We start from the raw sequence: 12,746 nt of genomic DNA, 5'->3' as shown, positions 1-12,746 counted from the left end.
TCATTACGCATCCGGAGCAAGAACATGAGCGCGAAAGACGTCAAATTCCATGACACCGCCCGTGCCCGCGTGGTCAAAGGCGTCAACATCCTGGCCGATGCCGTCAAGGTGACGCTGGGTCCCAAGGGCCGCAACGTCCTGCTGGAACGCAGTTTCGGCGCCCCCACCATCACCAAGGACGGCGTGTCGGTGGCCAAGGAAATCGAGCTGAAGGACAAGTTCGAGAACATGGGAGCGCAGATCGTCAAGCAGGTCGCCTCCAAGACCGCCGATGTGGCCGGCGACGGCACCACCACGGCCACCGTGCTGGCGCAGGCCATCGTGCAGGAAGGCATGAAATACGTGGCCTCCGGCATGAACCCCATGGACCTGAAGCGTGGCATCGACCAGGCCGTCACGACCGTCGTCGAAGCCCTGCGCAAGCAGTCCAGGCCCATCTCCACCAGCAAGGAAATCGCCCAGGTCGCCGCGCTATCGGCCAATGCCGATGAAGCCATCGGCAAGATCATTGCCGACGCCATGGAAAAGGTCGGCAAGGAAGGCGTCATCACGGTCGAGGACGGCAAGTCGCTGGACAACGAGCTGGACGTGGTCGAGGGCATGCAGTTCGACCGCGGCTACCTCAGCCCCTACTTCATCAATGACCCGGAAAAGCAGGTCGCCACACTGGACGATCCGCTGGTGCTGCTGCACGACAAGAAGATCTCCAACGTGCGCGACCTGCTGCCTGTCCTGGAAGCGTCGGCCAAGGCCGGCAAGCCGCTGCTCATCGTGGCCGAGGACGTGGAGGGCGAAGCCCTGGCCACGCTGGTGGTCAACTCGATGCGCGGCGTGCTGAAAGTGGCCGCGGTCAAGGCGCCGGGCTTCGGCGACCGCCGCAAGGCCATGCTGGAGGACATCGCCATCCTCACGGGCGCGACGGTGATTTCCGAGGAAACCGGCAAACAGCTTGAAAAAGCCACGCTGGAAGACCTGGGCAGCGCCAAGCGGGTCGAGGTGCAGAAGGAGAACACCATCATCATCGGCGGCGCGGGCGAACAGTCCCGCATCGATGCCCGGGTGAAGTCCATCCAGGCGCAGATCGAACAGGCCACCAGCGACTACGACCGCGAGAAGCTGCAGGAGCGCGTCGCCAAGCTGGCCGGCGGGGTGGCCGTGATCAAGGTGGGCGCCGCGACCGAAGTCGAGATGAAGGAGAAGAAGGACCGTGTCGACGATGCGTTGCACGCCACGCGGGCGGCCGTCGAAGAGGGCATCGTCCCGGGCGGCGGCATCGCCCTGCTGCGCGCGCGCACGGCCATCGGCGAGCTCAAGGGCGCCAACGCGGACCAGGAAGCCGGCATCAAGATCGTGCTGCGCGCGCTCGAAGCGCCGCTGCGCGCCATCGTCGCCAATGCCGGCGAAGAACCCTCCGTGGTGATCTCCAAGGTCCTGGAAGGCACCGGCAACTTCGGCTACAACGCCGCGACCGGCGAATACGGCGACCTGCTGCAGTTCGGCGTGGTCGACCCGACCAAGGTCACCCGCACGGCCTTGCAGAACGCCGCTTCGATCGCCGGCCTGATCCTGACCACGGACGCGACCGTTGCCGAACTTCCCAAGGAAGACAAGGCCCCCGCGCCCGCGCCCGAAATGGACTACTGAGCATGATGCGCTGAGCACGGCTTCGCCCATCGCTCGCGATGGGCTGCGCCGACACGATGCGGACTGCCGCGTGGCCGCCGAGGGCCACGCGGTTTTTTTTTTACCGCACGGGTGCCGGGTGACAGAAATCCGACGCGCTACGGTGCGACAATCGCGCACGTCGCGCGCGCGCCGTCGCCACACCGCGGATCGCCTCCATTTTTGGAGACGGCCCGCACCGCCAACGCGCCGGCCCGAAGACTGCCCGCGCTATCCGCCCCCGAGCCCCTGCTGCACTTGCGTCAAGACCCATCCCATGACTGCCTCGCCCGCCGCCGATATACCCACGCCCGACACGCCGGCAGATGCCGCGCCGGCGCCGATCAGTTTGCGCGAGGCCTTTTGGTTCTGGCTCAAGCTGGGATTCATCAGCTTCGGCGGACCCGCGGGCCAGATCGCCATCATGCATACCGAACTGGTGGAGCGCAGGCGCTGGATCAGCGAGCGGCGCTTCCTGCACGCGCTGAACTATTGCATGGTGCTGCCCGGCCCCGAGGCGCAGCAACTCGCCACCTATATCGGCTGGCTGATGCACCGCAGCGCCGGCGGCATCGTGGCCGGCGGCTTGTTCGTGCTGCCATCGCTGTTCATCCTGGTGACGCTGTCCTGGATCTACATGGCGTTCGGCCACTTGCCGGTCGTCGCCGGCATCTTCTACGGCATCAAGCCCGCCGTCACCGCGATCGTGGTCCACGCCGCGCACCGCATCGGTTCGCGGGCGCTGAAGAACGGTACGCTGTGGACCATCGCCGCCGTGGCCTTCGTCGCCATCTTCGCGCTGAATGTTCCCTTCCCGCTTATCGTGGCGGGCGCGGCGCTGGTGGGCTACCTGGGCAGCAGGCGCTGGCCGGCGCGCTTCTCGGCGGGCGGCGCCCCGCATGCCGCGGCACGGCGCTACGGCCGCGCCATCATCGACGACGATACTCCCACGCCGGCGCACGCCCGCTTCCGCTGGTCGGGACTCGCGAAGATCTGCGTGGTCGCGCTGGCGCTGTGGGCCATTCCCATGGCCATACTCGCCGCGCTCTACGGCTGGACGGGCGCCTACACCCAGATGGCCTGGTTTTTCACCAAGGCGGCCCTGGTCAGCTTCGGCGGCGCGTACGCGCTGCTGCCCTATATCCAGCAGGCCGTGGTGGCCAACTACGGCTGGCTGACGCCGATCCAGATGGTCGATGGCCTGGCCCTCGGCGAAACCACGCCGGGACCATTGATCATGGTGGTCGCCTTCGTCGGCTATGTCAGCGGCCATGCGCAGGCGTTGCTCGGCCCCGATGCGCTATTCCTGGCCGGCGCGTTGGGCGCGCTCATCGTCACCTGGTTCACCTTCCTGCCGTCCTTCGCCTTCATCCTGGCCGGCGGACCGCTGGTGGAAGCCACCAAGGAAGAAATGGCCTTCACCGGCCCGCTCACCGCCATCACGGCGGCAGTCGTCGGCGTGATCCTGAACCTGGCGGTCTTCTTCGGCTACCACGTGCTGTGGCCGCAGGGCCTGCACGGACGCTTCGACGTCTTTTCCGCCCTGCTGGCCGTGGGCGCCGCCATTGCGCTGTTCCGCTACAAGCGCGGCGTGATCCAGGTCATCGCGGCCTGCGCCGTGCTGGGCCTGGCGGCCACCCTGCTTCGTTGATGGCGGGGGGCCGGCGCGGTCGCCGGACGGCTCGCGCGGAGCATCCTGCCGCCTGCGTCACAGGGTCCGGATCACGCGCGCCGGATTGCCCACCGCCACCGAGTTCGGCGGAATACTGCGCGTCACCACCGCGCCCGCGCCCACGACGCTGTTGCGCCCCACCGTGACGCCGGGCAGCACGATGGCCCCGCCGCCCAGCCACACATTGTCCTCGATGACGATGGGCTCGGCGGCCTCGTACTTGGCGCGGCGCAGCTCCGGATCCACCGGATGCGTGGGGGTCAGCAGCTGCACATTCGGCCCGATCTGCACGTCGCGGCCTATCGTGATCGCCGCCACATCGAGGGCGACCAGCCCGTAGTTGATGAAGGTTCCCTCGCCGATCGTGATGTAGCGCCCGTAGTCCACGTAGATCGGCGGCTTCACATGCGCATCCGCGCCGAGCCCGCCCAGCAGTTCGACCAGGATGGCGCGGGCGGCCTCGCGATCCTCGACGTAGCGCGCTTCGTACTGATGAGCCAGGCGATGCGCCCGCCGCGATGCCGCCTGCAATTCCGGGTCGTCCGCGATGTACAGGTCGCCTGCTTCCATCCTTTGCCGCTGCGTGCGGCCATCGTCCATGGGTCCACTCGTTCGCATCGCGCACTCCTTCCGCGTTTAACCGCGTTCAACCCGCGTTTACCCTGATGCGAACCAGTATAGGGCGCGGCCCAATCCACGCTGCCACCGTATATGCTATGGCGTCGCGGCCGCGGCGGCCCACGCACCACGGGGCGCCACGCGCGGCGCGCATGTGGAGGCAACGCCCCGCCACCATGGCATGCACGGCCCTGCCTCGATATGCGGCACGACCCATAACGCGTCCAACAACGACCGAGGAGACACCATGCACGTTGCCATCCGACTTGCCCTGTCCGCCGCCTGCGCATTCGGCGCAGCCGGCGCCGCCCATGCCGATGACGCATGGCCTGCCGGCAAGCCCATTACCTACGTCGTTCCCTTCGCACCCGGCGGCGCCACGGACATCATCGGCCGCCTGGTCGCCAGCAAGCTGGGCCCCGCGCTGGGCACCACCGTCGTCGTTGAAAACCGCCCGGGCGCCGGGGGCAACATCGGGTCGGATTACGTCGCCAAGGCCAAGCCCGACGGCTATACCCTGGTGGGAGGCACCATCAGTTCGCACTCCATCAACGGCAGCCTGTACAAGAACATGCCGTACGACGCACAGAAGGACTTCGTCCCGGTAGCGCTGACCGGCAAGCTGGGCAACGCGCTGCTGGTCAACGCCGACAGCCCCTTGCGCAGCGTCGCGGACGTGCTGGCCGCGGCCAAGGCCAAGCCGGGCGCGCTGAGCTACGGGTCTTCCGGCAACGGCACGTCGCAGAACCTGTCCGGCGAACTCTTCAAGGTCACGGCCAAGGTCGACATCATGCACGTCCCGTTCAAGGGTAGCGCGCCGCTGCTGCAGGCCTTGCTGGGCAACCAGCTGTCGATGGCCTTCGACAACATCCCGCCGGCCCTGCCCCTGATCCAGTCGGGCAAACTGCGCGCCCTGGCCGTGACCTCGGCCAAGCGCGACCCGCATCTGCCGGACGTGCCGACCCTGCAGGAGCTCGGCCTGAAAGACTATGAGGTCGTTTCCTGGCAGGCGGTCTTCGCCCCGGCGGGCACACCCAAGCCCATCGTGGAGCGGCTCAGCACCGAGATCATGAAGATCCTCAAGGAGCCCGACGTCAAGAAGAAGTTCGACGACATGGCCATCGATGGCAGCGGCATGAACTCGCAGCAGCTCGCCGTTTTCCAGAAGGCCGAAATCGAGAAATGGCGCAAGCTGATCCAGGCCGCCGGCATCAGGGTTGAGTAGCCAGCACGGCAAGGGCCGCGGCCGTCCCGCGGGGCCGCCGCGCGTCCGGGCGGCCCCGCGGATGGACCGCGACTAGCCGCCCGCCACGATGCCTTCGCGCCGCGCCACCGACCGCCCGTCCCGGCTCCACACATGGACCACGAAATCCTCTTCCTCGTGGCGGACCAGGCAGGGCCAGCCCAGGGCCGTGGCCAGTTCTTCGTGCAGCGCGTCACCCAGTGGAATCGCAGGGTCGATCCTTCGCTTCCAATGACACCCGACCAGGGTTCCCCCTTCCGTGCTCGTTTCCCTGGCCCGCAGCGCCAGTTGCGCGCGGTCCTCGGCGGACAAGTAGTAGAGGAACTCGCTGAACACCATCAGGTCGAAACGCCCCTCGGGCCATTGCGCCGGTACCTGCAGGCGACGCACGGCAACGTTCGTCGACCCGCGCAGCCGTTGCGCCGCACGCGTTACGGCGTCCTCGCTGACATCCGCCGCCAGCAATTCATCGCAACGAGCGGCCAGCGCCTGCGTCAGGACACCCGTTGCGCACGCCGGCTCGAACGCCCTTCCATAGCGGGCCGACGGCAAGGCGGCCAGCACCACGGCTCGCTTGCGGGCTTCGTAGAAGTGGCGTTCCAGTCCCCAGGGATCGGCTTCCCTGGCAAAGATCTCGTCGAAATAACTTTGGTCGAATTTCATCGGCGGATCTCCTTCGGACGGTAAGGACCAGGCGGATGCGCCGGCACGCGATCGAAGCCGGGGCCCTGGGCACGGGCGCGGCGGACCGTAGCACGCTGCATACCCATGGCGTCGGGCCCACGCGCGGCATGTTGTATCGTCGCCCTTGCCCGCCGCCCGCACGGCGGCGCGCCGGAGAAACGCATGGACCTACGCCAGCTCGAATACTTCGTCCACGTCGCCGAACTGGGCAGCTTCACCAAGGCCGCAGCCATCCTGGACGTCGCGCAGCCCGCGCTCAGCCGCCAGGTGCGGCGCCTGGAAATCGAGCTGCGCCAGACATTGCTTTACCGCAACGGCCGCGGTGTCAGCCCGACCGAGGCGGGCAAGCGCCTGCTGGCGCACGGGCGCGGCATCCTGCTGCAGTTCGACCGCGCGCGCCAGGAAGTCGAAGACGCGCGTGGTTCGCCAGTGGGCCGCGTGGTGGTCGGCCTGCCGCATTCCATCGGCCGCCTTATCACCGCACCCTTCGTTGCCGAGTTCAAGCAGGCCTTTCCACGGGCCACGCTATCCATTACGGAAGGCTTGACCGTCCATCTGCACGAATGGCTGCTGTCCGGGCGCATCGACGTGGCCGTGCTGCACGATCCCATCCCCTCGCCCGGCCTGGAATTCGTGCCGCTGCGCGAGGACCCGCTGTTCCTCGTCGAACAGCGCGGCACGCGGCGCAGCGCCAGCGGGCCGTCGATACCGGTCAAGGCGCTGGCCGACATCCCGCTGATCATCCCGAGCCGGCCGCACCCGCTGCGCATGCTGGTCGAGACACGACTGGCCAACCTCGGCAAGAAGATTTCAGTCGCGCTGGAGATCGACGCCGTCGGGGCGATCGTCGACCTGGTCATGCAGGGCTATGGCCGCGCCATCGTTACGCAGAACGCCTTGCTCATAGGCGCCGACGCGGCCAAGTTGACCGCGCGCCGCATCGTGTCGCCGCGCATGACGAGCCTGCTCGCGCTGGCGACGTCGGCCGAGCGACCCGCCACCGCCCTGGGCCGCGAGACCGCCGCGCTGATCGCCGCCTTCGTGCCGAAGGCGCTGGCGCGCGCGGCACGCGGCAGGTCGATGCCCGCGCGGGATATTCATTCCGGGAATAGCAGCTAGATCAGTAATGCCGTTCCGTTCTGTCTCACTCCTCCGTATAGTTCTCGGTTGTTACTTTTACATACGATCGACGAGACGGGAGACAGGACGTGCTCATCACGGATACACAGGTCCACTTGTGGGAAGCCCACCGGCCGGACCGGCCCTGGCCCCCGGAGGAAGTGGAGCGCAAAGTCTTCGTCGCCGTGGACGGCGCCCGGCCGCACCGCGAAGAACCGCTGGGCGCGGAGGAATTCCTGGCCACCATGGACGCGGCCGGCGTGCAGCGCGCCATCATCGTTCCGCCCTCGCCGGTCGGCGACAACAACCTGACGGCGCTGGAAGCCGCTGCCCGCCATCCCGCCCGCCTGGCCATCATGGGCCGCTTCAACCCCGAAGCGCCGGACGCCCGCGAACGGTTGGAACGATGGCTGGACCAGCCCAATATGCTGGGCATACGCCTGACCTTTCACAAGCCCAGGTGGAGCGGCTGGCTGGAGCAGGGGGCCATGGACTGGTTCTGGGCCGACTGCGAGCGGCACGGCATTCCGTTGATGGTGTTCGTGCCGGGCCATGTCGATAAAATCCCCGGCCTGGCGCAACGCCACCCGGGCTTGACGCTGATCCTCGACCACATGGCCCGCCGCAGCAATCTGCGCGACGAAGCCGCCTTCGCGGACCTGGACGAACTGCTGGCGCTGGCTCGCCATCCGAATGTGCACGTGAAGGCGTCTGCCGCCCCTTGCTACAGCAACGAGCCCTATCCCTTTGCCAACCTGACGCCTTTCCTCAAGCGCATCTTCGACGCCTTCGGTCCGCAGCGGACCATGTGGGGCTCCGACTACACGCGCCTGCCCTGCACCTACCAGGAATGCGTGGACCATTTCCGCGTCGCGCTGGATTTCCTCGACGACGACAGCCGGGCATGGGTCATGGGCAAGGCGGCGGCGCAGGCGCTGCGCTGGCCGGAATCCGCCTTCGATGATGCCCGCTGACACCAGCCGCCCCCTCAATCACCAGAACGAAGAGAGACCGACATGAAAGCCGCACGATTCCGCACGCCCACCTGGCTGCTGGCCGCCGCCCTGGCCGCCACGACGCTGATGCCCCTGGGCGCGGCGCAGGCGCAGGCCAACTATCCCGACAAGCCGATCCGCATGGTCGTGCCGTTCCCGCCCGGCGGCGCGGTCGATATCCTGGGCCGCCTGGTCGCACAGCACCTGGGCGAGCAGATGAAGCAGGCCATCGTGGTCGAGAATCGGTCCGGCGCCAACGGCAGCGTGGGCAACGAAGCGGCCGCCAAGGCTGCGCCGGACGGCTACACCATCCTGCTGGGCGCCAACGGGCTGGCCACCAACGCCTGGCTGTATCCCAAGCGGACTTTCTCCGAACTGAAATCGCTGGCGCCGGTCGCCTACGTGGGCTCCGCGCCGCTGATCATGGTGGTGCCGGAGAATTCCCCGGCCAAGTCGCTGAAGGACATCATCGACGTGGCCAGGGGCGATCCATCCCGGATCAGCTATGCGTCGGCCGGGCCGGGCAGCTCGGCGCACCTGGGTTCGGAACTGCTGAAGTCGGTCGCCAAGGTCGGCATGCTGCATGTGCCCTACAAGGGTGGCGCCCCCGCGTTGGTGGACCTGACGGCGGGCCGCGTGAACTTCATGCTGCTCGATCCGCTGCAGGCCATGCCGCAACTCAAGTCGGGCCGCCTGCGCGCCATCGTGGTCGGCAGCAAGGAGCGGTTGCCCCTGCTGCCCGATGTGCCGTCGGCGGCCGAAGCCGGCTACCCCGACTTCGAAGCGACGGTGTGGTGGGGATTCATGGCGCCCAAGGGCACGCCGCAGGAAATCGTCGACCGCTTGAACAGCGAGATCAACAAGGCGCTGACGAACCCGGACGCGCAGAAAATCCTGGAAGGCATGGGCGTGCGCACCAAGCCGGAATCGCCGCAGGCTTTCGGAGACTTCCTTCAGGCCGAATCGGACAAGTGGTCGGGCGTGATCAAGTCGGCGGGCATCACGGCGGATTGAACGGGCCGCGCCCGCGTTTTGCGTGACGCGGCCATGGCTTGCCGACAGCGGCATTGCGCGGTCGGCAAGCCATGGCGCACACCGCGGCCTGTACGCGGATGGCTTGCGCGTCCCTGCGCTGCAGTCCGGACCGCGACGTGCAGAGGCGGCAGTCAGCATATTGACCGGCCACTGCTATTGGCAGGTAGCTGAAGCCGGTGGCAAGGTCGGCATGCCGCATAATCGGTGTTCGCCGTATCGTTCCCATCACGCGCATCACACCGAACCTGCCGCTTCATGTGGACTACCCTCCGGACCGCACTGCCCCTGGTGGGCTTGACGGCCGTCGGCCTGCTGGCGACCGACCTCTATCTGCCCGCCCTGCCCGGGCTGCCATCCGCGCTGAACGGCACCATCGCCTCTGCCCAGGCCACGCTTACCGCCTTCACGGCCAGCCTTGCCATATCGCAATTGCTCTGGGGCGCCGCTTCGGACCGGTTCGGCCACCGCGCCGTGCTGGCCGCGGGCATGCTGCTCCAGGCGCTCGGCGGCTTGGCATGCGCGCTCGCGCCAGGAATGACCGCGCTGATCGTTGCCAGGGCCGTCCAGGGGCTGGGCGTCGGGGCGGCGATGGTGGTCGTTCCCACCGTCCTCCGAAGCGCGTTCCACGGCACGCGAGCCGTCAGGGCCCTATCGTGGCTCGGCATCGCGGAAAGCATGGTTCCCGCCCTCGCGCCGATCGCGGGAGCGCTGTTGCTGACGCGGTCGGACTGGAGATTCAGCTTCTGGATCGTACTGGCGGCGCTCGTGGTGGTGTGGCCGTGGGCCTGGCGCGCAATACCGCCCCACCAGCGCGCGGCCGCGCCGCCCACCCGCGGCGGCTACGTCGAGTTGCTTGCCCATCGGGCCTACGCCGGCTATGCGCTGGGCCACGCGCTTTGCTTCGGCGCGCTCATATCCTTCGTGGCGAGTGCGCCGCAAGTGGTCGCGGTCTGGCTGGGCGCGGGCCCGGCAACGTTCGCGCTCTTGCAGGCGTTCGGCGTCTCCGCCTTCGTACTCATGGCGGCCTCCAGCGGATTCTGCGCGGACCGGTATGGCGTGGATCGCATCATCATGGCCGGTGTCGCGCTGCAGGTCGTGGCCGCGGCCGGCTTCCTGGCGCTGGCATGGCTGGACATTAGGTCCCTGGCCGGCCTGATCGCGGGCTGGTCGATATTTTGCGGCGCCCTGGGCCTGCGCGGGCCGGCCACGATGACGCGCGCCCTCGATGTCCCGGGCCGTCTCGCCGGCCGCGCCGCGGGCTTGATGATGTTCATGGCCTTCTGCCTCGCGGCCGTGGCGACCCAGGGCGTGGCGGATTACCTGACGCTGGGCCTTATGCCGATTGCAGCAGTGTGCCTGGGCTTCACCATCGCCAGCGCGCTGCTCATCATCGTCGGAATAACGGGCCGGGAGAAACGCGCCGAATCAGCGCCGACCTGAGTCGAACTTCGCTTTCCTGCCCGGCTGCGGCACCGCCGGCATAGCCACCCTAGCTGCGCGGCCCCGGCTAGCTGCGGGGTTCCGCCACGGCGGCGATGCCGCGATATTTTTCGGCGGCGCGCTGCAGATAGGCGCGAAAGGCGGCCGGGCTTGCGCTGGTCTTGACCTCGATGCCCTGCTTGGCCAGTTGACCCGAGACTTCGGGCCGTTGCAGCACCTTGGCGATGGCCTCGTGCAGGCGGGCCACGATGGGCGCGGGCGTACCCACCGGGACCAGGATGGCGTTGAAGGTGTCGTCCTCGAAGCCCGGCAGGCCGGACTCCGCGATGGTCGGCACGTCGGGCAGCATCCTGGAGCGCGACGCCGTGGTGACGCCCAAGGCGTTCAGCTTGCCCGCCAGCACGTAGGGCCCCGATGTGCTGACCTGGTCGAACATCACCATCACCTGCCCGCCGACCAGATCGGTGATCGCCTGCGCGTTGCCCTTGTACGACACGCCCAGCATCTTGATCCCGGCCTGGCGGCTGAAAAGCTCGGCGGCGATATAGCCCGTGGACCCCACGCCGGAAGACGCGAACGACACCTCGCCGGGATGCGCGCGGGCGCGGTCGATGAGGTCTTTCACGGTCCGCTGCGGCACGGAAGGATGCGCCACCAGCACCATGGGGATCTGGCAGGTCTGGGTGACCGGTTCGAAATCGCGCAGGGGATCGTAGTCGGCGTTGGGGACGAAGGCGGGCGCGGACACGAAGGTGTTGGCCACGGCAAGCAGCGTATAGCCATCCGGCGCGGCGCGCGCCACCTCGCGCGTGCCCAGCAGGCCGCTCGCGCCGGGCTTGTTCTCCACGATCACCGATTGCTTCAGGTCTTCCGACAGGCCCTTGGCGACCAGCCTCGCGACCTGGTCCACGGTGCCGCCCGCGGCCACCGGGACGACGATGCGTATGGGCTTGGCGGGATAGGTGTCCGCGGCATACGCCGGGGCAGCCAGGCAGGCCAGCGCGCATGCCAGCATGAAATGGCCCGGTCCTTTGAAAGTCATGGGTGTCTCCCGCCTGTGTTGTTTTATGTAGGCGACGCGCGGCCGAAGACCGAGGGGCGCGCGTCGTGGTCTCTGGCCAGACGCAGTAAAACTAATACCAATCCGGACCTTGTCCGAAACGCCGTGCCGGGCCATGATGGCGCGAGCCGGTTTTATGGATGTTAGGCGCGGCACACCGACAGGGCCATCGAGAATTTCTCAATGGCACATGAATAACCCTAATAGCAGAGACCACGGCGGACGACCGCGACAGGAAGCCCGAGCGGTTTCCCGCGACAGCGCGGGGCCGCGATGCCGTGCATGAAGGCCATGAATCCCCAATTGCCTCCGCTCAATCCCTTGCGCGTGTTCGAAAGCGCGGCACGCCACCAGAGCTTCAGCGCGGCCGCGCAGGAGCTGCACATCACGCAAGGCGCCGTCAGCCACCAGATCAAGGCCTTGGAAGAGTGGCTGGGGTTCGACCTGTTCGAGCGGGCCGGGCGGCGGCTGCGGCTGACGCGCGGCGGCGCGAGCTACGCCGCCGCGCTATCCGGCGCCTTCGCGCAGATCTCGCGCGCCACGCGTGAAGTGGTATCGACGGGCGCCAAGCAGGTGCTGACGGTCCGCGGCCATACGACCTTGTTCGTGCGCTGGCTGATTCCACTGCTGCCGGCCTTCCAGGCCGCGCATCCCGACATCAACGTGCGGCTGACCAGCAGCGTGGAAGGCGTGGACTTCAAGCGCGAGAACGCCGACATGGGGATCATCTACGGCGACGGCCCGTGGGATGGGCTGCGCGACGACCTGCTGTTCAGCGACGCGCTGACGCCGGTGATGGCGCCCGAACTGGCGGCGCGCCTGCCGTCGCCCTGTACCACCGAAGCCGTGCTGGCCCTGCCGCTGCTGCACTCGAACCGCAGGCCGCAGCACTGGCCCGACTGGATCCGGCTGGCCGGCGCGACGCGCGGGCTGGCGCTCGGCGACATGTACTACGAAGACCTGAGCATCATCTACCAGTGCGCCACCGAAGGCCTGGGCGTGGCGCTGGGACAGTTGCGCTATCTGGAGAAAGACCTGGCGCAGGGCCGCCTGGTGGCCCCGCATCCGCTGGTGCTGCGGCGCCCGCGCGGCTACCACCTGGTGTGCCCGGAAGGCCGCTCGGACGAGCCGAAGATCGCCTGCTTTCGTGAATGGCTGGTGCGCCAGGCGGCCGGCTGAGGCGCAGCGCCGGGCGCGCGGACGCTAAGCATGCCGCGC

11 protein-coding genes are annotated in these 12,746 nt (G+C 67.9%); 8 read left to right on the top strand and 3 right to left on the bottom strand.

Going from position 1 to position 12,746, the window contains the following annotated elements:
* Positions 1-24 precede the first annotated feature (24 nt).
* Positions 25-1,644 carry a chaperonin GroEL gene (groL, locus tag BAU07_RS05070; RefSeq protein WP_066654671.1) on the top strand — a complete coding sequence of 540 codons (1,620 nt, stop codon included), beginning with the start codon at positions 25-27 and terminating at the stop codon, positions 1,642-1,644.
* A 295-nt stretch (positions 1,645-1,939) separates the two neighbouring features.
* The gene (chrA, locus tag BAU07_RS05065) at positions 1,940-3,313 is read left to right on the top strand and encodes a chromate efflux transporter (RefSeq protein WP_084025360.1); all 1,374 of its coding nucleotides are present in this window, start codon (positions 1,940-1,942) and stop codon (positions 3,311-3,313) included.
* A 57-nt stretch (positions 3,314-3,370) separates the two neighbouring features.
* On the opposite strand, the gene BAU07_RS05060 is transcribed toward chrA, so the two are convergent.
* Positions 3,371-3,934, bottom strand: coding sequence for a sugar O-acetyltransferase (locus BAU07_RS05060; RefSeq protein WP_232338250.1), 564 nt, complete (start codon positions 3,932-3,934; stop codon positions 3,371-3,373).
* A gap of 265 nt (positions 3,935-4,199) precedes the next feature.
* Here BAU07_RS05060 and BAU07_RS05055 point away from each other — a divergent pair, with 265 nt between their 5' ends.
* Positions 4,200-5,177: a Bug family tripartite tricarboxylate transporter substrate binding protein gene (locus tag BAU07_RS05055; protein WP_066654667.1), complete on the top strand. Its 978-nt coding sequence runs from the start codon at positions 4,200-4,202 to the stop codon at positions 5,175-5,177.
* A gap of 72 nt (positions 5,178-5,249) precedes the next feature.
* On the opposite strand, the gene BAU07_RS05050 is transcribed toward BAU07_RS05055, so the two are convergent.
* Positions 5,250-5,858 (bottom strand): SAM-dependent methyltransferase, encoded by a 609-nt coding sequence (locus BAU07_RS05050; RefSeq protein WP_066654665.1) that lies wholly within the window; start codon positions 5,856-5,858, stop codon positions 5,250-5,252.
* Between the two features lie 183 nt (positions 5,859-6,041).
* On the opposite strand from BAU07_RS05050, the gene BAU07_RS05045 reads away from it, so the two are divergent.
* From BAU07_RS05045 to BAU07_RS05030, 4 genes are all read left to right on the top strand, one after another.
* A complete protein-coding gene (locus BAU07_RS05045) occupies positions 6,042-6,998 on the top strand; it encodes a LysR family transcriptional regulator (RefSeq protein WP_066654663.1) in 957 nt (318 codons plus the stop codon).
* A gap of 89 nt (positions 6,999-7,087) precedes the next feature.
* Complete coding sequence (locus BAU07_RS05040) at positions 7,088-7,972, top strand: amidohydrolase family protein (RefSeq protein WP_066654661.1); 885 nt, start codon at positions 7,088-7,090, stop codon at positions 7,970-7,972.
* A 42-nt stretch (positions 7,973-8,014) separates the two neighbouring features.
* Complete coding sequence (locus BAU07_RS05035) at positions 8,015-9,007, top strand: Bug family tripartite tricarboxylate transporter substrate binding protein (RefSeq protein WP_066654659.1); 993 nt, start codon at positions 8,015-8,017, stop codon at positions 9,005-9,007.
* 276 nt (positions 9,008-9,283) lie between these two features.
* Positions 9,284-10,468 carry an MFS transporter gene (locus BAU07_RS05030; RefSeq protein WP_066654657.1) on the top strand — a complete coding sequence of 395 codons (1,185 nt, stop codon included), beginning with the start codon at positions 9,284-9,286 and terminating at the stop codon, positions 10,466-10,468.
* Positions 10,469-10,535: 67 nt separating this feature from the next.
* On the opposite strand, the gene BAU07_RS05025 is transcribed toward BAU07_RS05030, so the two are convergent.
* Positions 10,536-11,510: a tripartite tricarboxylate transporter substrate binding protein gene (locus BAU07_RS05025; RefSeq protein ID WP_066654655.1), complete on the bottom strand. Its 975-nt coding sequence runs from the start codon at positions 11,508-11,510 to the stop codon at positions 10,536-10,538.
* A 309-nt stretch (positions 11,511-11,819) separates the two neighbouring features.
* Between BAU07_RS05025 and gcvA the strand changes: the two genes are divergently transcribed.
* The gene (gene gcvA, locus BAU07_RS05020; protein WP_066664861.1) at positions 11,820-12,707 is read left to right on the top strand and encodes a transcriptional regulator GcvA; all 888 of its coding nucleotides are present in this window, start codon (positions 11,820-11,822) and stop codon (positions 12,705-12,707) included.
* Positions 12,708-12,746: the final 39 nt, after the last annotated feature.

The sequence above is a fragment of the Bordetella flabilis genome, from assembly GCF_001676725.1.
Taxonomy (GTDB): Bacteria; Pseudomonadota; Gammaproteobacteria; order Burkholderiales; family Burkholderiaceae_B; genus Bordetella_C; species Bordetella_C flabilis.
The sequence above is the reverse complement of the archived record's forward strand: the minus strand, read 5'-3'. Positions and strand labels throughout refer to the sequence as shown.